The 21,444-nt window shown below is 72.5% G+C and carries 20 protein-coding genes; 16 read left to right on the top strand and 4 right to left on the bottom strand.

Annotated elements, in window-relative coordinates; translation table 11 throughout:
- Positions 1–4 precede the first annotated feature (4 nt).
- The 12 genes from FSW04_RS06170 to FSW04_RS06115 all read left to right on the top strand — a co-directional run bounded on the left by FSW04_RS06170 (position 5) and on the right by FSW04_RS06115 (position 13,266).
- A complete protein-coding gene (locus FSW04_RS06170; protein WP_228430941.1) occupies positions 5–829 on the top strand; it encodes an NADH-quinone oxidoreductase subunit NuoE family protein in 825 nt (274 codons plus the stop codon).
- Entirely contained in the window at positions 826–2,139 is a 1,314-nt protein-coding gene (gene nuoF / locus FSW04_RS06165) for an NADH-quinone oxidoreductase subunit NuoF (protein WP_146917414.1), read from the top strand. Before FSW04_RS06170 ends, nuoF begins: the two co-directional genes overlap by 4 nt.
- The gene (nuoG, locus tag FSW04_RS06160; RefSeq protein ID WP_146917412.1) at positions 2,140–4,629 is read left to right on the top strand and encodes an NADH-quinone oxidoreductase subunit NuoG; all 2,490 of its coding nucleotides are present in this window, start codon (positions 2,140–2,142) and stop codon (positions 4,627–4,629) included. It abuts the gene before it with no gap.
- 43 nt (positions 4,630–4,672) lie between these two features.
- Complete coding sequence (nuoH, locus tag FSW04_RS06155) at positions 4,673–5,701, top strand: NADH-quinone oxidoreductase subunit NuoH (protein ID WP_146917409.1); 1,029 nt, start codon at positions 4,673–4,675, stop codon at positions 5,699–5,701.
- Positions 5,701–6,234, top strand: a complete 534-nt coding sequence (nuoI, locus tag FSW04_RS06150; RefSeq protein ID WP_146917407.1) for an NADH-quinone oxidoreductase subunit NuoI — start codon at positions 5,701–5,703, stop codon at positions 6,232–6,234. The genes nuoH and nuoI overlap by 1 nt, the downstream gene beginning before the upstream one ends.
- A 33-nt stretch (positions 6,235–6,267) precedes the next feature.
- The gene (locus FSW04_RS06145; RefSeq protein ID WP_146917405.1) at positions 6,268–6,939 is read left to right on the top strand and encodes an NADH-quinone oxidoreductase subunit J family protein; all 672 of its coding nucleotides are present in this window, start codon (positions 6,268–6,270) and stop codon (positions 6,937–6,939) included.
- A complete protein-coding gene (gene nuoK, locus FSW04_RS06140) occupies positions 6,936–7,235 on the top strand; it encodes an NADH-quinone oxidoreductase subunit NuoK (RefSeq protein WP_146917403.1) in 300 nt (99 codons plus the stop codon). The genes FSW04_RS06145 and nuoK overlap by 4 nt, the downstream gene beginning before the upstream one ends.
- Positions 7,236–9,251, top strand: coding sequence for an NADH-quinone oxidoreductase subunit L (gene nuoL, locus FSW04_RS06135; RefSeq protein WP_146917401.1), 2,016 nt, complete (start codon positions 7,236–7,238; stop codon positions 9,249–9,251).
- Between the two features lie 7 nt (positions 9,252–9,258).
- Positions 9,259–10,797, top strand: coding sequence for a complex I subunit 4 family protein (locus tag FSW04_RS06130; RefSeq protein WP_228430939.1), 1,539 nt, complete (start codon positions 9,259–9,261; stop codon positions 10,795–10,797).
- Positions 10,798–10,802: 5 nt separating this feature from the next.
- Positions 10,803–12,353: an NADH-quinone oxidoreductase subunit N gene (locus FSW04_RS06125; protein WP_146917399.1), complete on the top strand. Its 1,551-nt coding sequence runs from the start codon at positions 10,803–10,805 to the stop codon at positions 12,351–12,353.
- Positions 12,354–12,537: 184 nt separating this feature from the next.
- Positions 12,538–12,762: a hypothetical protein gene (locus FSW04_RS06120; protein ID WP_146917396.1), complete on the top strand. Its 225-nt coding sequence runs from the start codon at positions 12,538–12,540 to the stop codon at positions 12,760–12,762.
- A 42-nt stretch (positions 12,763–12,804) separates the two neighbouring features.
- Positions 12,805–13,266: an RrF2 family transcriptional regulator gene (locus FSW04_RS06115; protein ID WP_146917394.1), complete on the top strand. Its 462-nt coding sequence runs from the start codon at positions 12,805–12,807 to the stop codon at positions 13,264–13,266.
- A 1-nt stretch (position 13,267) separates the two neighbouring features.
- Here FSW04_RS06115 and FSW04_RS06110 read toward each other — a convergent pair whose 3' ends face one another.
- From FSW04_RS06110 to FSW04_RS06095, 4 genes are read right to left on the bottom strand one after another with little or no spacing between them, the layout of a single operon-like run.
- Positions 13,268–14,293 (bottom strand): sulfate/molybdate ABC transporter ATP-binding protein, encoded by a 1,026-nt coding sequence (locus FSW04_RS06110; protein ID WP_146917392.1) that lies wholly within the window; start codon positions 14,291–14,293, stop codon positions 13,268–13,270.
- Complete coding sequence (gene cysW, locus FSW04_RS06105) at positions 14,290–15,096, bottom strand: sulfate ABC transporter permease subunit CysW (protein WP_146917389.1); 807 nt, start codon at positions 15,094–15,096, stop codon at positions 14,290–14,292. Before cysW ends, FSW04_RS06110 begins: the two co-directional genes overlap by 4 nt.
- Positions 15,086–15,937, bottom strand: coding sequence for a sulfate ABC transporter permease subunit CysT (cysT, locus tag FSW04_RS06100; protein WP_228430937.1), 852 nt, complete (start codon positions 15,935–15,937; stop codon positions 15,086–15,088). Before cysT ends, cysW begins: the two co-directional genes overlap by 11 nt.
- Positions 15,934–16,959 (bottom strand): extracellular solute-binding protein, encoded by a 1,026-nt coding sequence (locus FSW04_RS06095; RefSeq protein WP_146917384.1) that lies wholly within the window; start codon positions 16,957–16,959, stop codon positions 15,934–15,936. The genes cysT and FSW04_RS06095 overlap by 4 nt, the downstream gene beginning before the upstream one ends.
- Positions 16,960–17,136: 177 nt before the next feature.
- Between FSW04_RS06095 and FSW04_RS06090 the strand changes: the two genes are divergently transcribed.
- The 4 genes from FSW04_RS06090 to fabG all read left to right on the top strand — a co-directional run bounded on the left by FSW04_RS06090 (position 17,137) and on the right by fabG (position 21,414).
- Positions 17,137–18,732 (top strand): FAD-dependent thymidylate synthase, encoded by a 1,596-nt coding sequence (locus tag FSW04_RS06090; RefSeq protein WP_146917382.1) that lies wholly within the window; start codon positions 17,137–17,139, stop codon positions 18,730–18,732.
- A gap of 156 nt (positions 18,733–18,888) precedes the next feature.
- Positions 18,889–19,668, top strand: coding sequence for an ACP S-malonyltransferase (locus FSW04_RS06085; protein ID WP_146917380.1), 780 nt, complete (start codon positions 18,889–18,891; stop codon positions 19,666–19,668).
- Positions 19,668–20,744, top strand: coding sequence for a beta-ketoacyl-ACP synthase 3 (locus FSW04_RS06080; RefSeq protein WP_146917377.1), 1,077 nt, complete (start codon positions 19,668–19,670; stop codon positions 20,742–20,744). The genes FSW04_RS06085 and FSW04_RS06080 overlap by 1 nt, the downstream gene beginning before the upstream one ends.
- Positions 20,731–21,414, top strand: coding sequence for a 3-oxoacyl-ACP reductase FabG (gene fabG, locus FSW04_RS06075; RefSeq protein ID WP_146917374.1), 684 nt, complete (start codon positions 20,731–20,733; stop codon positions 21,412–21,414). The genes FSW04_RS06080 and fabG overlap by 14 nt, the downstream gene beginning before the upstream one ends.
- Positions 21,415–21,444 lie beyond the last annotated feature (30 nt).

Genomic DNA, 21,444 nt, shown 5'->3' with positions numbered 1-21,444 from the left:
CTCGATGGAGGTCCGCCGCTTCGCGCAGGGCTCGCGCATCCCGGGCTGGGACGACTCGGTCGACCTCGCCAAGGATCCCCAGGAGATCCCGGACCCCGCGACGACGCCGGTGCCCGCCTCGCTGCGCGAGGAGATCGAGCACCACATGGCCAAGTACCCGGACCGCCGCTCCGCGGCGATCCCGGCGCTGGCCGCCGCCCAGCGGCTGCACGGCTGGTGCTCGCCCGAGGCCGTCGGCCAGGTCGCGTGCGTCATGCGCCTCACGCCCGCCTACCTCGTGGCGGTCGCCAGCTTCTACGACATGCTCGACACCCGGCCGGTCGGGCACCGGCGGGTCTACGTCTGCACGAACATCTCCTGCTCGCTGCGCGGCGGGCGCGAGCTGCTCGGCCGGCTCAAGGACGCCGTCGGCGAGGATCCGGACGTCCAGGTGCGCGGCTTCGAGTGCCTGGGCGCCTGCGACATCGCCCCGATGGTGTCGGTGGACGGGATCTACGTCGGCCCGGTGGCCGACGACGAGGTCGACCTGCTCGCCGCGCAGATCCGCGACGGCGAGGACCCCCTCCCCGCCAAGCAGCTGCTGAGCCGCCCGTCGGCCGACCCGCAGGCCAACACCCGCGAGTGGGACCGGCCGGGGACCGACTTCGCCCAGGTCGAGTCCGAGCTGCAGCGCCCCGCGCCGGGCAGCGACCCACTGCCGCCCGAGCCGTCGAGCTTCGGCCCGCCCATGGGCGAGCCCGTGCACCCCGGCGACGCCGGCCCGCCGGCGCCGCTCGAGCAGGCGCCCACCCCGCCCGACGGCCCTTCGCAGGAGGACGGCACCCCGTGAGCCAGCACCTGATCTTCAGCGACATCGACGAGCCCGGCCTGAACACCCTCGAGGTCTTCCGGCGCCGCGGCGGCTACGGCGAGCGCCTGCGCAAGGCCCTCACCATGCCCCGCGAGGCGCTCGTCGAGGAGCTCAAGGCCTCCGGCCTGCGCGGCCGCGGAGGCGCGGGCTTCTCCATGGGCACCAAGGCGTCGTTCCTGCCCAAGGGCACGATGGACAAGTACCTCGTGTGCAACGCGGACGAGTCCGAGCCGGGCACGTTCAAGGACCGCGAGCTCATGCAGAAGTGCCCGCACCTGCTCATCGAGGGCATGATCATCGCCGCCTATGCGGCAGGCGCGAACCGCTCGTTCATCTACATCCGCGGCGAATACGTCCAGCAGGCGGACATCCTGGACGCCGCGCTGGTCGAGGCCTACGACGCCGGCCTGCTCGGCGAGCACATCCTGGGCACCGACCACTCGCTGTCGCTGGCCGTGCACCGCGGCGCCGGCGCCTACATCTGCGGCGAGGAGACCGGGCTGCTCGACAGCCTGGAGGGCAAGCGCGGCAACCCACGCCTCAAGCCCCCGTTCCCCGCCAACCAGGGCCTCTACCAGGGCCCCACGCTGATCAACAACGTCGAGACGCTGGCCACGCTGCCGCTCATCCTCGACATGGGCGCCGACGTCTACGCCAGGATCGGCACGGACGGCTCGACGGGCACCAAGCTCGTGTCGGTCTCGGGCAACGTGCAGCGGCCGGGCAACTACGAGATCGAGCTCGGCGTGCCGTCGCGCGAGATCATCTACGGCCTGGCCGGCGGCCCCGCCGAGGGCCGCGAGATCAAGTTGTGGTTCCCGGGCGGGTCGTCGTCCCCGGTCCTGACCAGGGACGACCTCGACCTCCCCTACGACTTCAACACGCTGGCCAAGGCGGGCACGATGCTCGGCTCGGGCGCCATCATCGTCGTCGACGACACCAACTCGGTCGTCGACGTCGCGCTGTGGCTGGCCGAGTTCTACCGCCACGAGTCCTGCGGCAAGTGCACGCCCTGCCGCGAGGGCACCAACTGGACGGTGAAGATGCTCGAGCGCATCCAGACCGGCCTGGCCACGCCGATGGACCTCGACATCATGGCCTCGGTCCAGGAGCAGATCATCGGCAACTGCCTGTGCGTGCTGGGCGACGCGATGGCGATGCCCGTCGCCTCGATGATCAGGAAGTTCCGCGGCGAGTTCGAGGAGCACATCGAGCGGGCGCGGGCGGAGAACCCGTTCACGGGCGACGAGGCCGGGCCCCAGCTCGCGCTGCTCCAGGGAGCCGCGTAGGTGCCCCGCCCCGAGCAGCGGATGGTGACCTTCTCGATCGACGGTCGCGAGGTCTCCGCCCCCGAGAACATCATGTTGGTCGACGGCGCCAAGTACGGCGACGTCGAGATCCCCGTCTTCTGCTACGAGCCCAAGCTGGGCCAGCCCGTCGGCGCCTGCCGCATGTGCCTCGTGGAGATCGAGGGGATCCCCAAGCTGCAGACGGCCTGCTCGACCCCGGTCAAGGACGGCATGGTCGTCCACACCCAGACCGAGCGCGTGCAGACCGCCCAGCAGGCCATCGTCGAGTTCCTGCTCATCAACCATCCGCTCGACTGCCCCGTCTGCGACAAGGGCGGCGAGTGCCCGCTGCAGGACATCTCCTTCGGCTGGGGCGGCGGCCGCTCGCGCTTCATCGAGCCCAAGCGCCACTTCGAGAAGCCGCTGGCGCTCTCGCCGCTGGTCGCCATCGACCGCGAGCGCTGCATCCTCTGCTATCGCTGCGTGCGCTTCAGCCAGGAGATCAGCGAGGACTACCAGCTCGTCTTCCAGGAGCGCGGCGCGCACACGTTCGTCGGCACGTTCGACGGCCACCCCTACGTGGCGCCGTTCAGCGGCAACATCATCGAGCTGTGCCCGGTGGGCGCGCTGACCTCCCAGCCCTACCGCTTCCGCGCCCGCCCGTGGGACATCGAGGGCTCCGGCGGCATCTGCACGCTGTGCCCTGCGCAGTGCAACGTCACCTTCACCGTGCGCGACGAGCGCGTGCTCCGCGTCCTGGGCCGCGACCACGCCGAGGTCGACGACGGCTGGCTGTGCGACAAGGGCCGCTTCGCCTACCAGGCCATCCACGTCGGCGAGCGCGTCACGTCGCCCATGGTCCGCGACGGCGGCGAGCTGCGCCCGGTCTCCTGGGAGCGCGCGCTGGACGAGGCCGCCGCGGGCCTGCGCCGCGCCGGCGGCCGCGTCGGCGTCCTGGCCGGCGGGGCGACCTCCAACGAGGAGGGCTTCCTGGCCCAGCGTATCGCCCGCGAGGCGCTGGGAACCGCCGACATCGATTCGCGCACCCACGACGCCTCGGGCCTGGACGACCTGCTGGCCCTGCACGCCCCGGGCCTGCAGGCCACCGTCCCCGACCTCGAGTTCGCCCACACCGTCCTCGTCCTGGGCGTCGAGCCCGTCGACGAGATGCCGATCGTCGACCTGCGCATCCGCAAGGGCGTGCGCCGCCACCGCGTCAACCTCGCGGTCGCCACGAGCCGCCCGTCCTCGCTGGACGCCAACGCCCGCGAGGTCGTGCGCTTCGCGCCCGGCGACGAGCCGCGCGCCGCGGCGCTGCTGGCCGAGGCGCTGGGCCGCGAGGACGGCGGCACCGACGGCGGCGCGCTCGCCGGGCTGGTCGCGCTGCTGCGCGACGGCGGCGAGGACGTCGTGATCCTCTACGGCGAGCGCGTGCTCGCCGACCCCGCCGGCGCCGCCGCGCTCGTCGCCATCGCCGAGGCGCTGGACCTGGCCGGCCGCGCCGGCGCCGGGCTGCTCGGCGTCCCCTCGGCCACCAACGGCCGCGGCCTGCGCGAGGCCGGCGTGCTGCCCTTCGCCGGGCCCGGGCTCGGCGCCGTGGCGGCCACCGGGCGCTCGACGGCCGAGATCGCCGCCGCGGGCGCCGCGGGCGAGCTCGCCGCGCTCTGGCTGCTGGACACCGACCCGGTGGCCACCCACCCGCAGCGCCGGACGTGGGATCGAGCGCTGGAGCGCGCCTCGACGGTCGTCGCCCACGCCGGCTACCTGACGGAGGGCGTGCTCGAGCACGCCACCGTTGTCTTCCCCGCGGAGTCCCAAGCCGAGCACGACGGCACCGTCGTGCACCCCGACGGCCGCGTGCAGCGCCTGCGCCAGGCCATCGCCCGCGCCGGCGACACCCGGCCCGGCTGGTGGATCCTGCAGGAGCTCGGCACGCGCCTCGGCCTCGAGCTCGGCGCGCTGACCGGCTCCATGGTCTCCCGCCAGCTCTTCGACGCCGTCGGCTTCTACGCCGGGCTGTCGCTGGACGCCATCGGCGGCAAGGGCGTGCGCTGGCCCGCCGGCGACGCCGCGGGCGCCTGGCCGGCGCCCGGCGCGGCGCGGGCCGGCGGCGGCGTGCCGGAGGCGGGGCCGGCGGCCAACGGCCGCCTGCGCCTGGGCACCTACCGCTCCGTGTGGGCGGGTCCCGAGGTCGCCGCCTCCCCGGCGCTGGCGTTCCTGGCCGGCGCCGCGCGCGTGGAGCTCTCGCCCGCCGACGCCAAGCGCCTGCAGGTCTTCGACGGCGACAAGGTGCTCGTCGGCTCCGACGGCGCCGCGGTCGGCGCGGTCGTCAGCCTGCGCGCCGCCGTGCCCGAGGGCAGCGCCTTCCTGGAGGGCAACGCCGTCGAGGGCCCGCTCGTCGAGATCCGCAAGGCGACCACGGCGGCCACGCCGCCCGTCATCGCGGTCGGCACGCCCGCGCCCCACGACGCGCCCGACCCCCACTCGTGACCGCTTCTGACCGACCGGCGCCGTCTCGCGCCGGGAGCCGCCGATGAACCCGATCCTCGCCGACATCAACTACTACGAGCCGTGGTGGATGCAGATCATCAAGGCCGTGGTGATCTTCGCCGTCGGCCTGCAGATCATCCCCGTGGCGCTCATGATGGACCGCAAGGTCATGGGCCGCATGCAGAACCGCTACGGCCCCAACCGGGTCGGGCCGTTCGGCATCCTCACGCCGATCGCCGACATCGTGAAGCTGCTGACCAAGCAGCAGTTCCGCCCGCGCACGTCGATCGGCTGGCTCTTCGTGGCCGCCCCGCTGATCTCCATCGCCACCGCCGTCGCGGCCCTGGCGATCGTCCCGTTCGGCGACGTGCAGGACATCTTCGGCACGAAGGTGGGCCTCTACGGCGTCGACGCCTCGGTCGGCCCGCTCTACCTCTTCGCCTTCGGCAGCGTGGCCTTCTACGGGATCATGCTCGGCGGCTGGTCGTCGGGCTCGAAGTACTCGTTCCTGGGCTCCATGCGCGCCGCGGCGCAGCTCATCTCCTACGAGGTCTCCCAGGGCCTCGCGCTCGTCGGCGTCGTCATGACCGCCCAGTCGCTGTCGCTCGTCGACATCGTCAAGGGCCAGGCCGGGATGTGGTACATCGTCCCGCAGTTCGTCGGGTTCATCATCTTCATGGTCGCGTCGTTCGCCGAGACCAACCGCCCGCCGTTCGACCTGACCGAGGCCGACGGCGAGATCATCGGCGGCTACAACACCGAGTACGGCGGTGGCCGGTTCGCCACCTACTACTTCGCCGAGTACCTGAACATGGTCGTCGCCTCGGCGATGATGACCACGCTGTTCCTCGGCGGCTGGTGGCTGCCCTTCGGCATCCACCCGCCCGGCTGGGTCGACCCGATCGTCGTCCTGGGCAAGACGATCTTCTTCGTGTTCGTCTTCGTGTGGGCCCGCGCCACGCTGCCGCGCCTGCGCTACGACCAGCTCATGTCGCTGGGCTGGAAGGTCCTCCTCCCGCTCGCGACCCTCAACGCCCTCGTGACCGCAATCGTCCTGGTGGTGACCGACTGATGGCCTGGCCCCCCTCCGCGGAGGAGCTGCACCACGTCAAGGGCCCCGACCCCGGCGGCGTCGGCGGCTTCTACCGCGCGTTCGGCGAGACGCTGCGCGGCCTGAAGACGACGCTGCGCCAGTCGGTCGCCCCGGTCAGCGTGGTCTCCTACCCGGAGGAGAAGATCCCGGTCTACCCGCGCTTCCGCGGGCGCCACCGGCTGCACCGCTTCGACGACACGGGTCTGGAGAAGTGCGTCGGCTGCTCGCTGTGCGCCGCGGCCTGCCCCTCGGACTGCATCCGCGTGGTCGCCGCCGAGAACACGCCCGAGAACCGGGTGTCGGCCGGCGAGCGCTACGCCGCGGTCTACGAGATCAACCTGAGCCGCTGCATCTTCTGCGGCTACTGCGAGGTCGCGTGCCCGTTCGACGCGATCACGATGGGCAACGACTTCGAGATGAGCGACTACAACCGCTCCGACCTCATCTTCACCAAGGAGATGCTGCTCGCCGAGCCGTTCGAGCGCACGCCGTTGCGTCGAGAGGGCGAGTAGCCTCCGCCGCCGGGTCGGAGGGTCCGAACAACCATGTCTGCTGTCCTGTTCTTCATCGCCGGAATCGGGGCCGTCGCGGGCGCGATCGGCGTCGCGACCGTGCGCAACCCGTTCTATGCGGTCCTTGCGCTGGTCTCGCACCTGCTCTGCCTCGCCGCGCTGTTCCTGCTGCTGCGCGCGGAGTTCGTGGCGGCCGCCCAGGTCGTCGTCTACGCCGGCGCCGTCATGGTGCTCTACGTCTTCGTGGTCGCCTACGTCGGCGGCGCCGCCGATCCCGTCCGGCCCGCGGGCGGCCCCGGCCTGCGCGCCGCGTCGATCGTGTTCGCCGCGCTGCTGTTCGCCGAGCTGCTCATCGCGATCATCGGCAGCGGCCTGAAGGCCATCGATACCAAGGGCGCGGCCTACCAGCCCGGCTTCGGAACGCCGAACCAGATCGGCGAGCTGCTGCTCACGCGCTTCCTGTTCCCATTCGAGACCGCGTCCTTCCTGCTGCTCATCGCGGCCGTCGGCGCCGTCGTGCTGGCCCGCCGCCGCGGCGGCCTGGACCCCGATCACGACGAGCTCATGCGCACGATCCCGGTCAAGCGCCCGCTGGGCACCGGCACCACCCGCGAGGGCGTCGGCGACGTCAACCCGACGCCGGGCATGGGCAGCCTCCCGATCGCCGTGGGCGCCGGCGACGAGTCCCAGGAGCGCGGTCGGTGAACATCGGCTGGTACCTGGCGGTCTCCGCCCTCGTCTTCTGCACCGGCGCCGCCGGCGTGCTCACGCGCCGCAGCCCGCTGGTCATCCTGCTCTGCCTCGAGCTGATGCTCAACGCCGCGAACCTGGCCCTCATCGCGTTCTCGCGCATGTGGGGCAACGGGGACGGCCAGATCTTCGCGATCATCGTCATGGTCGTCGCCGCGTGCGAGGTCTGCATCGGCCTGGGCCTGGTGGTGGCGATCTTCCGCCGCCGCCTGCCGATCGACGTCGACGAGATGCGGGAGCTGCACGGCTAGATGAGTCCCACCACCGCCGCCTGGCTCGCGCTGGCCTGCCCCCTGGCGGGCACCATCGTCAACGCGCTGGGCTTCCGGACCCTCAAGGGCAGGCTGCCCGGCGTCGTCGGCACCGCCGCGCTGGCCGCTGCGTTCGTCTTCGCCGTCATCGCCTTCGTCCAGCTGCAGGGCAACGGCGAGGAGCACCGCCAGCTCGTCTCCTCGCTGTACGACTACGCCGTCGTCGGGACGATCGACGCGAAGCTGTCGATCCTGGTCGACCCGCTGAGCGTCCTCATGATGCTCGTGGTCACCGGCGTGTCGACGCTGATCCACGTCTACTCGTTCGGCTACATGAGCGGCGACCGCGGCTACACGCGCTTCTTCGCCTACCTGAACTTCTTCGTCTTCTCGATGCTGCTGCTGGTCCTGGCGGCGAACTTCTTCCTGCTCATCGTGGGCTGGGCGTTCGTCGGGGCCGCCTCCTATCTGCTCATCTCCTTCTGGTACCGGCGCACGACGGCGACCTCGGCCGGCATCAAGGCCTTCGTCATCAACGTCGTCGGCGACATCGGCCTGACGCTGGGGACGTTCTTCATCCTCAAGCACTCCGGCACGCTGGACTTCCTGGGCACCTTCGCCCAGGCCAAGGAGATCGGCGCCACGGCGCACGGCGACCTCACCGCGGGGCTGATCCTGCTCCTGGTCGGCGCGTTCGCGAAGTCCGCGCAGATCCCGTTCCACACATGGCTCCCGGACGCGATGGAGGGCCCGACCCCGGTCTCGGCCCTCATCCACGCCGCGACCATGGTCACCGCGGGCGTCTACCTCATCGCCCGCATGCACCCGCTCTTCGAGCAGTCGGTCGCCGCGGCCGACGTCGGGACGATCATCGGCGCCGTCACCCTGGTGGTCGCGGCCACGATCGGCCTCGTCGTCACCGACCTCAAGCGGGTGATCGCCTACTCGACGATGTCGCAGATCGGCTACATGATCATGGCCGTCAGCGGCGGCGCCTACGTGGCCGGCCTGTTCCACCTCATGACGCACGCGTTCTTCAAGGCGCTGCTCTTCATGGCGGCGGGCTCGCTGATCAGCGCGATGGGCGGCGACCAGAGCCTCGACCGCATGCGCGGCTTCCGCAAGGCGATGCCGTTCACGTTCGCCTGCTTCGTCATCGGCGGCCTGGCGCTGTCGGGCGTGCCGCCCTTCTCGGGGTTCTTCTCCAAGGACGAGATCCTGCTCGTCATGGGCGAGCGCGGCGGCTGGCACTGGGTCCTCTACGTCGCCGGCTACCTCGCCGCGCTCATGACCGCCGTCTACACGTGGCGCATGATCTTCCGCGCGTTCTGGGGCGAGCCGGTCGAGCAGGCCCGCGAGCTCGAGCACGGCCACCTGTGGCACGCGCCGCAGCCGACGAACCCGGCCAACGGCGAGGTCGAGGACACCGACGTCGGCTTCCCGGGCCCCGAGCACCACGTCGCCGAGCAGTCGGGCCCGATGAAGATCGCCATGGGCACGCTGGCGATCCTGGCCACCGTCGGCGGCGTCGTGCTGATCCCGAAGGTCACGACGTGGCTGGACACCTTCCTGGAGCCCACGTTCAAGGACTCCACGCTGACCCCGACGATCCAGGGCAGCGACTCGCTCCTGGTCATCGGGCTGATCGTCGGCACCGTGCTCGGCGTGCTGGGCATCGCCATCGCCTACCGCATCTGGGGCATGACCAACGGCGAGATCGCCGTGGCCGCGCGCGAGCGGGTCCCCGCGCTGCACCGCCTGTTCGTCAACAAGTGGTACTTCGACGAGCTGATCGGCTGGCTGGTCGTCAAGCCGTTGGGCTGGTTCGGGCGCTTCGGCCAGCAGACGTTCGAGCGGGTCTTCGTCAACGGGACCCTGGTCGGCGGCACCAGCGGCGTCGTGCGGGCCGGCTCGGCCGCGGTGCGCGCGCTGCAGTCCGGCTTCCTGCGCGCCTACGCCGCGCTGCTGCTCGTCGGGGCCGGCGTCGTGATCCTCTACTTCCTCCTGCAGTCCTAGCGAGCCCGTGAGCATCCCCCTCTCCATCCCCCTCTGGCTGCCCGCCGCCGCCGCGTTCGTCGGCATGCTGCTGCCCGGCGTCGCCTCCCGCGCGCTGGCCGTCCTCGGCGCGCTGGCGACGTTCGCCTGGTCGATCTGGGCCATCGCCGACTTCGACCGCGCCGCGCGCGGCCTGCAGGACCTCACCGACCAGATGTGGATCCGCCAGCTCGGCATCCACTACAAGCTCGGCGTCGACGGGCTCAACCTGTTCCTCATCGCCCTGGCCGCGTTCATCTTCCTGATGTGCGTGATCTGGGCCGCGATGAAGTCCGAGGCCGACCTCCCGCGCCCCGGCCTGTTCTTCTTCTTCTTCGGGCTGGCCGAGAGCGGCGTGCTCGGCGCGCTGATGGCCCAGGACCTCGCGCTCTTCGTCCTGTTCTTCGACCTCATGCTCCTGCCGTTCCTGTTCCTGACCGGCATCTGGGGCCCGGAGTCGACGCGGATCGCCGCGATCACCAAGCTGTTCATCTACACGCTGGTCGGCTCGCTGCTCATGCTCGCCGCGGCGATCGCCACGGGCGTGCTGGTCTCCCAGCAGTCCGGCCACGACCTGAGCTTCGCGTTCAGCGACCTCGCGGCCTTTCCGCTGCCCAAGGGCTCGCAGGAGTGGATCTTCCTCTGCTTCGCGGCGGCCTTCTGGGTCAAGATGCCCGCCTTCCCGGTGCACGGCTGGATGCCCGACGGCTACCGCAACATGCCGATGCCGGTGCTGGCGGTCTTCTCGGCCGTGCTGTCCAAGGTCGCCGCCTACGGCTTCCTGCGCATCGTCACGCCGCTGTTCCCCGACGCCAGCGCCCACTTCCAGGACCTCATGCTCGTCCTGGCGCTCGGGTCGATCCTCTACGGGTCGGCGATGGCCTTCACGACCACCGACACCCGGCTCATCCTGGGCTACTCGTCGATCGCCCAGCTCGGCTTCATCACGCTCGGCGTCTTCGCGCTGAACGGCGACGGCGCCCAGGGCGCGATCATCCAGGCCGTCAACCACGGCCTGGTCGTCGCCCCCGCCTTCGTCATCGTCGCCTACCTCGCCGACCGCGCCGGGGGCAGCGAGGACATCCGCGACATGGGCGGGATCGCGTTCCGCGCGCCCGTGCTGGCCGGGCTGTTCCTCATCGTGTCGCTCGCGACCCTGGCCATGCCCGGTTCGTCGAACTTCGCCGGCGAGTTCCTCATCCTGCTCGGCGTCTTCCACTCCAAGCTCGTCATCGCGGCCATCGCGTTCACGGGCGTCGGGATGGCCGCCGTCTACGCGCTGCGGCTCTTCATCCGCGCGATGCACAACCGCGTCGGCACCGAGGTCGCCTCGCGCGACCTGAACCTCCGCGAGGGGCTCGTGCTCGTGCCGCTCGTCGCGGTCATCCTCTTCTTCGCCCTGTACCCGCAGCTGGCCCTGCACAAGGGCGAGCCCGCCATCACGCGGTCGGTGCAGGCCGCGAGCGAGATCTCCGGCTCGCAGCCGCCCCAGCAGGCCGCCGCCCCGACCGCCGCACCCACGCCGTGACCCACGTGTCCCCCATCCTCGCCGCCGTCGTCAAGCCCTCCATCGACTGGGCGGGAGCCTCGCCGGTCCTCGCGCTGCTGGGCGGGGCGCTCATCGTCCTCATGGCCGGCCTCCTGCGCGGCCGCGTCATCCGCGAGCAGGTCGTGCCGCTGCTGGCGATCGCCGCGTTCGGGGCCGCCATCGGCCTCGGCGTCTGGCAGTGGGGCCACCCCAAGGACCTCTTCGTCGCCCAGGGCTCGCAGGGCGCCCTGCGCATGGACGAGCTCACGATCATGATCACCTGGATCGTGAGCGTCGCCGGAATCGCCACGGTGCTGCTGAGCTGGCGCGCGCTCGCCCCGCGCGAGGCCGCCCACGGCGAGTACTACGCGATGCTGCTCGTGTCGGTGGCCGGCATGGTCGTGCTGGCCGCCGGGCAGAACCTCGTGACGGTCTTCCTCGGGCTCGAGCTGCTCTCCGTTCCGCTCTACGTCCTGTGCGCGACGGAGATGCGCCGCGAGCGCTCGCTGGAGTCCGGGCTGAAGTACCTCATCATCGGCTCGGTCGGCTCGGCCACGTTCCTCTACGGCCTCGCCTTCCTCTACGGCGCCGCGGGCGACACCGACTTCCGCGGCATCGCCAACGCCGTCGCCGGCGGCACGGCCCACGACGCGCTGCTGCTGACCGGCATCGCGCTGGCCATCGTCGGCCTCGGGTTCAAGGCCTCCGTCGCCCCGTTCCACCAGTGGACGCCCGACGTCTACGAGGGCGCCCCGACCCCCATCACGACGTTCATGGCCGTCGCGACCAAGGCCGCCGCGTTCGGCGCCGCGATCCGCCTCCTGGACGTCGCGCTCATCGACGCCCAGGCCGACTGGGGCCCGGCGCTGGCCGCGCTGGCCACGGTGACGATCATCGTCGGCAACGTCGGCGCGATCACCCAGTCCTCGCTCAAGCGCCTGCTCGCCTGGTCCTCGGTGGCGCAGGCGGGCTACCTGCTGGCCGGCGTCCTGGTGGCCTCCCAGACCGGCGTCAAGGCCACGGTGTTCTACCTGGCCGTCTACCTCATGATGAACGTCGCCGCCTTCGCGGTGATCATCGCCCGCGAGCGCGAGACCGGCCTGGGCGACGACATCTCCGCCGTCGCCGGGATCGGGTTGAGCCGGCCGCTGCTGGCCTGGCCGCTGACCCTCTCGATGCTCTCCCTGGCCGGCATGCCGGCGACGGCGGGCTTCATCGGCAAGTTCGCGCTGATCAACGCCGCCTCCGACGGCGGGTACACGTGGCTGGGCATCATCATCGTCGTGGGTTCGATGATCTCCCTGGCCTACTACCTCAAGGTCGTCGCGGCGGTCTGGATGCGCCCGGCCGCCGGCAGCGAGCTCGCGACGTCCGACGCCGCGGGCGCGCCGCGCCTGGCGGGCGCCGACCCGGCCGCCGAGGGCCTGGAGCGCCCGCAGCTGGAGGTCACCGCCGTGGCGGTCCTGGCCGGCGCCGCCGTGCTGTTCTTCGGGATCATCCCGTCGCCGTTGCTCAACCTGGCCGCCGACGCCGGCCGGTCGCTCGGCCTGCTCTAGGCCGGCCACCGCCCGCGGCCCTCACCGCGGCCGCCAACGTGCTGGCGCTGCTGGGCGGCCAGGGCCGGCTGCGCGGCCGACGTCGCGGCGTGCGTCCTGTCCGCGGGCGAGCCGCGGCTGCCCGGCGAGGCCGCCGGCGCCGGCGCGCGTGCTGCCCCGGCCACGCCGGGGTAGCACCAGCGCCATGGACGACGATCGCAGGGCCGACCACACCGACGACCCGCGGGACCAGGACACCGGGCAGGGCGGGTACCCCGAGGCCCAGCCCGGCGGTGCGACGCCCGACGAGGGCGAGGGCGGCACGGGCTCGACCGGCGGCGGCGCCGCCGGCTCCGAGGCCCCGTCACCGGCGACCGACGAGGAGTCCGAGCGGCAACGGTCGACAGGCAACCCCGGCGCGGCGGGCTGACCCGCCGCGGCGGCCCTCCGGCGCGTCTGGAACGATGCGGGCGTGCGCATCTCCGCGAAAGCCGACTACGCGGTCCGAGCGGCCATCGAGCTCGCCGTGTCCGGCAACGAGCGTCCGACGAAGGGCGACACGATCGCCCAGGCCCAGGCGATCCCCCTCAAGTTCCTGGAGAACATCCTCGCCGACATGCGCCACGCCGGGCTGGTGACCAGCCGCCGCGGCGCCGAGGGCGGCTACTGGCTCGCGCGCCCGGCGGAGGAGATCAGCGTCGCCGACATCATCCGCGCCGTCGAGGGGCCGCTGGCCTCCGTGCGCGGCGGCCGGCCCGAGGACGTCGACTACTCCGGCACCGCCGAGCCGCTGCAGCGCGTGTGGATCGCGGTGCGCGCCGCGCTGCGCAGCGTCGTCGAGGAGGTCACGCTGGCCGACCTGGCCTCGGGCGACCTCGGCAGGGACATCGAGGGGCTCGCCAAGGACCCCGAGGCCTGGGTCACGCGCCGGTAGCTCAGCCCGCGGCCGGCGCCGGCGCCTCGGGCGCCGGCGCCTCGGGCGCCGGCGCGGCGGGCTCCGGCGCGCCGTCGGCCTGCAGGGGCGCGGTCCCGTCGGGGCGCACGTAGACGATGTCGCCCTCGGCCAGCTCGAGCTCCTCCGCCTCGTGGCGCGTGAGCTGGGCGGCCACGGCGCCCTCGCCGTCGAGCTCGAGCTCGACGCGCACCTCGAAGCCCAGGTGCACGATGCGGGCGACCTGCGCCTCGATGCCGTCCTCGCCGGGCCCGGCGGTGATGATGAGGTCGTGCGGGCGCACGAGGCCCTGACCCAGGCGGGCGACCGGGCCGAGGAAGCCCATGACGAACGGGTTGGCCGGGACGTCGTAGAGCTCGCGCGGAGCGCCGGCCTGCTCGACCCGGCCGCCGTTGAGGACCACGATGCGGTCGGCGAGCTCCATCGCCTCCTCCTGGTCATGGGTGACCAGGACCGTGGTGACGTGGACCTCGTCGTGCAGCCGGCGCAGCCACGCGCGCAGCTCGGCGCGGACGTTGGCGTCCAGGGCGCCGAACGGCTCGTCGAGCAGCAGCACCTTGGGCTCGACCGCCAGCGCACGGGCCAGCGCCATCCGCTGGCGCTGGCCGCCGCTGAGCTGCGACGGATGGCGGCCCTGGTAGCCGGCCAGCCCGACGACGCCGAGCAGCTCGTCGACCTTGGCGGCGATCTCGGCCTTCGGGCGCTTGCGCACCTTGAGCCCGAACGCGACGTTGTCACGCACCGTCATGTGCTTGAACGCGGCGTAGTGCTGGAAGACGAAGCCGATGCCGCGCCGCTGGGGGGCAAGGCGCGTCACGTCGCGGTCCTCGAGGACCACCGTGCCCTCGTCGGGCACCTCGAGCCCGGCGATCACGCGCAGCAGCGTCGACTTGCCCGACCCCGACGGCCCGAGCAGCGCGGTCAGCGAGCCGGACTCGACCTCGACGGAGACCTCGTCCAGCGCGGCGAAGCCGCCGTAGCGCTTGGAGACCGAGGAGACGGAGATCATCGGGCATCACCCTTGCGTTGCAGGAGGGTCATCGCGAGCAGGACCACGAGCGCGATGACGGCCATGAGCGCGGAGGCGGCATAGGCCCCCGCGAGGTCGAAATTCGAGAAGCGGTTCTCCACGAGCAGCGGCAGCGTGATGGTCTCGCCGGAGATCCTGCCCGAGACGACGCTCACCGCGCCGAACTCGCCGATGGCCCGCGCGACCGACAGCACGACGCCGTAGGCCACGCCCCAGCGGACCGCCGGCAGCGTGATGCGCCGGAAGGTCTGCCAGCGCGAGGCGCCCAGCGTCGAGGCGGCCTGCTCCTGCTCGTCGCCGATCTCACGCAGCACGGGCGCGACCTCGCGCACGACGAACGGCAGGCAGACGAAGATCGTGGCCAGCACCATGCCGGGGACGGAGAAGATGATCCGGATCCCGGCGTCGGTGAGCATCGGCCCGAGCCAGCCCTGGCGGCCGTAGAGCAGGAACAGCGCCAGGCCGATGACCACCGGCGAGATCGCGAAGGGCAGGTCGATGAGCGCCTCGAGGAGGCGCTTGCCGCGCACGCGCGAGCGCACGAGCGCGAGCGCCGCCACGATCCCGAAGATCGTGTTGAGCGGGACGGCGACGGCCGCGATCTCGATCGTCAGCCAGAACGCGCTGACCGCGGCCGGCGTCGTGACCGACGCCCACACCGCGCCGACGCCGGGCTCGAACGTCCGGTGGAGCACGACGCCGATCGGCACGAGCAGCAGCACCGCCACGTAGCCGAGCGCGACGACGCGAATCCCGTGGCGGCCGACCGGGCTAGTGGTCATGGCGCGAGCCCCAGTACTCGATGACGCGCAACGCGATCAGCATGAGCAGCGAGACGCCGAGCAGGACGACCGCGACCGCCGCGGCGCCGCGCGCGTTGTCGCTCTCGATCTGCTTGAAGATGAAGACCGACGAGACCTGCGTGTCGAACGGCTTATTGCCCGAGATGAGGATCACGGAGCCGAACTCGCCGACGGCGCGCGCGAACGAGAGCGCGGCGCCCGAGAGGATCGCCGGGACCAGGTTGGGGAGGATGATCCGGCGGAACGTCGTCAGCGGGCCGGCGCCGAGCGACGCGGCCGCCTGCTCCATCTCGTCGTCGAGCTCCATGAGCACCGGCTGCACCGCGCGCACGCCGAACGGCAGCGTGACGAACAGCAGTGCGAGCGCCACGGAGAGCTGCGTGAACGCGAGGTTGATGCCGACGGGGCTCGTCGGCCCCCAGAGCGCCAGCAGCGTGATGCCGACGACGATCGTCGGCATGGCGAACGGCAGGTCGATCACCGCGTTGACGATCCTGCGCCCGGGGAACTCGTCGCGCACGAGCGTCCAGGCGATCGCCAGGCCGGCGACGGCGTTGACCGCCGCGACGATGACCGAGACGATCAGTGTGAACCTCAGCGCCGAGACGGCCTGGCGGCTGGAGACGGAGTCCCAGAAGGCCGAGAGGCCGCCGTCGAGCGACTTGGCCGCCAGCGCCGCCAGCGGCAGGAGCACGATGATGCTCAGCCACAGCATCGCCAGGCCCATGCCGCGGCCGCCGACGCCGCCCGCGCGCGCCGTGGGGTACGGACGGCGCCGGGGGCGCGCCGGGGCGGCGGGGGTGGCGGCCTGCGTGCTCACTTGGCGGTCGAGACCCCGTTGTCGTCCTCGATCTTGGCGACGGAGCCCTTCTCGGGGTCGAACAGCTCGTCGTTGACCTTCGACCATCCGCCGTAGTCGTCGATCGTCCTGACCGTCGGCGGGTAAGGGAACCTGGCCTTGTTCTTGTCGAAGACCGCCTGGTTGACCGGGCGGTAGCCCCAGTCGGCGAAGTGCTGCTGGGCGGCGTCGCTGAGCGCGAACGTCACGAAGGCCCGGCCCTTGGCACCGCCCGCGGTCGTGGCCGCGATCGGGTTCTGGATCAGGAACGTGTCGGCGGGCTGCACGAGCTGCAGGCCCTTCTCGCCCTTCTTGACGGCCGTCGTGTACTCGTACTCGTAGGAGATGAGGACGTCGCCCTCGCCGCCGGTGAAGGTCTGCAGCGCCTCGCGGCCGGACTTGGGCTGGACCGGCACGTGGTCGGTCAGCAGCCGGCGGACGTAGTCGATGCCGCCGTGCTGGTAGGCGCCCATGAGGTTCCACTTCGCCGCGCCCGAGGTGAACGGGTTGGGCGTGACGACCTTGACGCCGGGCTTGAGGAGGTCGTCCCACCCCCTGATGCCCTTCGGGTTGCCCTTGCGCACGACGAAGGACACCAGCGAGGTCGTGACGAAGCCGCCCTTGCCGCCGGCCGCCTCGGTCTGCTCGACCCAGTCGGCGGGGACGAGCTTGTCCGGCACGAGCCTGTCGACGTCGGGCGCGAGCGAGAGCGCGACGACGTCGGCCTTCTGGCCGGCGAGCACCGCGCGGCTCTGGTCGCCCGAGGCGCCGTAGGAGGTCTTGAACGACACGCCCCTGCCCTCGGGGGTCTTCTGGAAGTCGGGGATGATCTCGTCGTAGACGACCTCGGGCGTGGAGTAGGCCACCAGCGACAGCGAGGAGCCGCCGCCCGAGCCCGAGGAGGACGAGCCCGAGGAGCCCGAGGTGCTGTCGGAGGCGCCGCCGCATCCGGCGGCCAGGAGGGCCGCGGAGGCTAGGGCGAGGATCAGGATCTTGAGCTTCACGAGCGGGACGGCCTCCCAAAAGGGTCAAACGCAGTCAGGTTTCGGAGGTTCGACAGTGTACCCCAAGTCGACTGCCCCAATGGGCAAAGTGGTGATTCAGCCGGTGGACAAAGTGCGCAAGCGGGCGTGAGTCCGCGATCGCGCCCCGCCGGACCGGTCGCTAGCATCGCCGCCCCCGTGGACTACCCCGTCGAGACCTTCTCCCCCGCCGAGCGGGCCGTGCTGGCCCCGCACGTGACGAACCTCGACCGTCCCGTCTTCGCACTCGTCAACCTGCCCGAGACCGTCAAGGGCGCGCTGTTCGCCCGCTACTCCCGCTACCAGGGGACCCTGCGCCGCCTCTTCCTGGACGAGTTCGCCGAGTCGCTGCCCGGCCTGCCCGCCTTCGAGTCCGGCGAGGGTCGGCGGGCCGCCGACCTCTACGACCGGATCTTCCTGGGCTACGGCGACGACTCCGTGGCCCAGCTCGGCGGGATGCACGTCGCCTGCGAGTGGACCTCCAACGTGCTCACCAAGGTCCTGCAGCGCCCGCGGCTGGCCTCCTACCTCGAGCAGTCCACGCGCTACATCCCCTACGACGCCCCGATGCCCGCGGGCCGGGAGGGCGAGCCGCGCTACCGCTACTACCGCGACGGCGCGCTGGGGCCCGGCTACGCCGCCGCCATGGACGAGGTGTTCGGCGTCTACGCGGGGGCGCTCCCGCGCGTGCGCGCGTGGCTGGACGACGAGTTCCCCGGCGACCCCTCCCCCGCGCGCACGCGCGCGCTCGGGGCCAAGGCGCTGGACCTCCTGCGCGGCGTGCTGCCCGCCGCGGCGCTGTCGCACATGGGCATCTACGCCTCGGGCCAGAGCTACGAGCAGCTCATCCTGCACCTGCTGGCCCATCCCCTGCCCGAGGCCCGGGCCTACGGGCAGGGCATCCTGGAGGCCGTCCAGGCCGTCATGCCGTCCTTCGTCGCGCGCGTGGAGCGCCCCGACCGCGGCGGCGAGTGGGTCGCCTATCTGCAGGAGCGCGACGCCGCGGCGGCGCGGTGGGCGGCGCGCCTGGGCCTGGAGCGCGGGACCGGGGACGGCGAGGGCGGCTCGTCGGTGCGGCTGCTGCATGTCGACGGCGACGAGGACGCGCTGCTGGCGGCGCTGCTGTTCGAGGCCACCGGCGTCGGGGAGGAGGCCGCGCGGATCCGCCTCGCCGCCCTGGCGGCGGACGAGCGCGCGGCGATGCTCGCCGACCTGGTCGGCACCCGCGCCAACCGGCGCCACCGGCCCGGCCGCGGCTTCGAGGCCCTGCGCTACCGCTTCGAGATCGTCTCGGACTACGGCGCCTTCCGCGACCTGCAGCGCCACCGGATGTTGACCGTCCAGTGGCAGCAGCTCACCCCACACCTCGGGGCGGGCGTGCCCGAGGAGGTCGACGCCGCCGGCTGCGGCGACGACGTCCGGCGCGCCTACGAGACCTCGCGGGCCGCCTGGCAGGCGCTCGCCGACGCCGGGCAGCACCGCGCGGCGCCCTACGCCCTGTGCCTGGGATACCGGATCCGCTACGTCCTGGACCTCAACGCCCGCGAGGCGATGCAGCTCATCGAGCTGCGCTCCGGGCGCGAGGGGCACCCGAGCTACCGCGCCGTCGCGCACGAGATGCACCGCGCGATCAGCGCGGTGCACCCGGCCGTCGGGGCCGCGATGACGCACGTGGACACCGAGACCGAGCCGCGGCTGGAGCGCATCCTCTCCGAGATGCGCACGCAGGCCCGGCTCGACGCTGCGACGTCCTAGCACGGGTTCCTCCACCTGAACGGGTGCGCCAGGCGGGATTCGACACTCTGCACGCCGGTGTCGAGATCGGGAAACCTGGGGCGCAAACCACGCTACGTATGGGCAGTGCCATCGATCGCCGCGATCTTCCCGGGCCAGGGCAGCCATGCGCCCGATATGGACGAGCCGTACCGCGGCCATCCCGCCTTCGAGCGCGGGCTGGAGCTGCTCGGGTTCGACCCCTTCGAGCGCCTGCACGAGGGAACCCGCTTCCAGCAGCCCGCGATCCTGCTCTGCAGCGTGGCCGCGTGGGACATCTGGCGCCACGAGCAGGCCGACGACGCCGCCGAGGTCCGCGCGGCCGCGGGCCACTCGCTCGGCGAGTACGCGGCCCTGGTCGCAGCGGGCGTCCTGCGCTTCGACGATGCCGTGAGCCTCGTGGCTGAGCGCGCCGCCGCCATGGCCGACGCGGGCGAGCTGGCCGAGGGCGGCATGGTCGCCATGCTCGGCGGCGACGACCACGCCGTGCGCGCCCTGGCCGCCCGCCTGCACCTCACGATCGCCAACGACAACGCCCCGGGCCAGCTCGTGCTCTCCGGCGCCGCCGACGCGGTGGCCGCCGCCGAGGAGGCCGCCCGGGAGGAGACCGGCGCCCGCGCCCGCCGCCTGGACGTCTCCGGCGCGTTCCACTCCCCGCTCATGGAGCCGGCCGCCGAGCGCCTGCGGGTGGCGTTGGAGCGCGTGGAGCTGCAGCCCGGCGCGTTCCCCGTCTACGGCAACGGCACCGCCGCCCCGTTCACCGACGTGCGCCGCGAGCTCAGCGCCAACCTCCTGCGCGGCGTGCGCTGGCGCGAGACGCTGCTGGCACTGCGAGCCGCGGGCGTCGAGCGCTTCGTCGAGCACGGTCCGGGCGCCGTCCTGACCGGGCTTGTCAAGCGAACCCTGACGACGGCCTGATGGCGGTCCAGACCTCCACGAGCGCGGCGACGACCACGCCGACCCACCGCTTCGGCCACAGCGCGCCCGTCGGCGTGGCGCCCCGCCGGCGCCTGGGCCGCCCGCTGCCCAAGGGGACGGTCGCCGGGCTCTTCGGCGTCGGCATCGGGCTGCCCGAGGCCGTCGTGGGCAACGACCACTTCGAGTCCACGCTGGACACCACGGACGAGTGGATCGTCCGGCGCACCGGCATCCGCAGCCGCCACTGGCTCGCCGAGGGCGAGCCGATCGCCCCGCTGGCCGCCGAGGCGTGCCTCGCGGCCCTGCGCGACGCCGGACGCACCGCCGACGAGGTCGACCAGATCATCGTCACGACGATCACCCCCGATCGCGTCACGCCGGGCCTGGCCCCCGAGGTCGCCCGGCTCATCGGCGCCCACGGCGCGGCCGCCGTCGACCTCAACGCCGCCTGCGCCGGCTTCCTCTACGCGCTGGACCAGGCCGCCGCGCTCGTCGAGACCGGCCGTGCGCGCGTCGTGCTGGTCTGCGGCGCCGAGGCCCTGAGCCGCCTCACCGACCTCGAGGACCGCGGCACGGCCGTGCTCTTCGGCGACGGCGCCGGCGCGGTCGTCGTGGCCGCGGGCGAGCTGGACCGCGGCTGCCCGCGCTTCGTGCTGGGCTGCGACCCCGAGCAGGGGGACCTGCTCTACGCCGACAACGTGGACCGCAAGCTGCGCATGGAGGGCCGTGAGGTCTACCGCCACGCCGTCGCGCGCATGGTGCAGTCCACGCACGAGGCGCTCGAGGCCGCCGGCCTGCAGATGGCCGACATCGACCTCTTCGTCGCCCACCAGGCCAACTCGCGCATCATCGAGGTGGCCGCCGCGGAGATGGGCCTGCCGCCCGAGAAGGTCGTCATGAACGTCGACCGCGTCGCCAACACGTCGTCGGCGTCGATCCCGCTGGCCCTGGCCCAGGCCGAGGCCGATGGGCGCCTGCGCCCCGGCGCCACCATCGCGATGACCGCCTTCGGCGCGGGCTTCGTGTGGGGCGCGGGCATCGTGAGCTGGAAGGAGCGCCGCGATGTCCGGGCGTGACGAGGGCGTGGCCGTCGTCACGGGCGGCACGCGCGGCATCGGCGCCGCGATCGCGGAGCGCCTGCGCGGCGACGGCTGGACCGTCGCGACGCTCGGGCGCAGCGAGGCCGCCGACGTGCGCGCCGACGTCGCCGACCCCGCCGAGGTCCAGGCAGCGTTCGACGAGGTGCGCGAGCGCTTCGGCAAGATCCTCGCGCTCGTCAACAACGCCGGCATCACCGCCGACGGCCTCGCGATCCGCATGCCCGACGAGGACTGGACGCGCGTCATCGACACGAACCTCAACGGCGCGTTCCACTGCACCAAGCGCGGCCTCGACGACATGCTCAAGGCCCGCTGGGGCCGCATCGTCAACATCTCCTCGGTCGTCGCCGAGCGGGCGAACCCGGGCCAGGCCAACTACGTGGCCTCCAAGGCCGGCCTGCTGGGCTTCACGCGCGTCATCGCCCGCGAGATGGGCAAGCGCGGCATCACGTGCAACGCCGTGACGCCCGGCGTCATCGACACCGAGATGACCCACGACCTTGCCGGGGACCTCAAGAGCGCGGTCCCGGCGGGACGCGTCGGAACGCCGGAGGAGGTCGCCGCCGCGGTGTCCTTCCTCGTCGGCGACGACGCGGCCTACATCAACGGAGCGACCCTCGCCGTCGACGGCGGCCTGGGCGCCTGACGCTCTGCACCCTGACCCCGAACCACCAGG

It is taken from the genome of Baekduia soli (assembly GCF_007970665.1).
Taxonomy (GTDB): domain Bacteria; phylum Actinomycetota; class Thermoleophilia; order Solirubrobacterales; family Solirubrobacteraceae; genus Baekduia; species Baekduia soli.
This window is presented reverse-complemented; position numbering and strand designations above follow the sequence as displayed.

What these genes read in the sequence shown, in the direction of transcription:
- FSW04_RS06170 (WP_228430941.1), top strand. Translation starts at nt 5, where the DNA reads ATGGAGGTCCGCCGCTTCGCGCAGGGCTCGCGCATCCCGGGCTGGGAC.
- nuoH (WP_146917409.1), top strand. Translation starts at nt 4,673, where the DNA reads ATGAACCCGATCCTCGCCGACATCAACTACTACGAGCCGTGGTGGATG.
- nuoI (WP_146917407.1), top strand. Translation starts at nt 5,701, where the DNA reads ATGGCCTGGCCCCCCTCCGCGGAGGAGCTGCACCACGTCAAGGGCCCC.
- FSW04_RS06145 (WP_146917405.1), top strand. Translation starts at nt 6,268, where the DNA reads ATGTCTGCTGTCCTGTTCTTCATCGCCGGAATCGGGGCCGTCGCGGGC.
- nuoL (WP_146917401.1), top strand. Translation starts at nt 7,236, where the DNA reads ATGAGTCCCACCACCGCCGCCTGGCTCGCGCTGGCCTGCCCCCTGGCG.
- FSW04_RS06120 (WP_146917396.1), top strand. Translation starts at nt 12,538, where the DNA reads ATGGACGACGATCGCAGGGCCGACCACACCGACGACCCGCGGGACCAG.
- FSW04_RS06110 (WP_146917392.1), bottom strand. Translation starts at nt 14,293, where the DNA reads ATGATCTCCGTCTCCTCGGTCTCCAAGCGCTACGGCGGCTTCGCCGCG.
- cysW (WP_146917389.1), bottom strand. Translation starts at nt 15,096, where the DNA reads ATGACCACTAGCCCGGTCGGCCGCCACGGGATTCGCGTCGTCGCGCTC.
- FSW04_RS06085 (WP_146917380.1), top strand. Translation starts at nt 18,889, where the DNA reads ATGGACGAGCCGTACCGCGGCCATCCCGCCTTCGAGCGCGGGCTGGAG.
- FSW04_RS06080 (WP_146917377.1), top strand. Translation starts at nt 19,668, where the DNA reads ATGGCGGTCCAGACCTCCACGAGCGCGGCGACGACCACGCCGACCCAC.
- fabG (WP_146917374.1), top strand. Translation starts at nt 20,731, where the DNA reads ATGTCCGGGCGTGACGAGGGCGTGGCCGTCGTCACGGGCGGCACGCGC.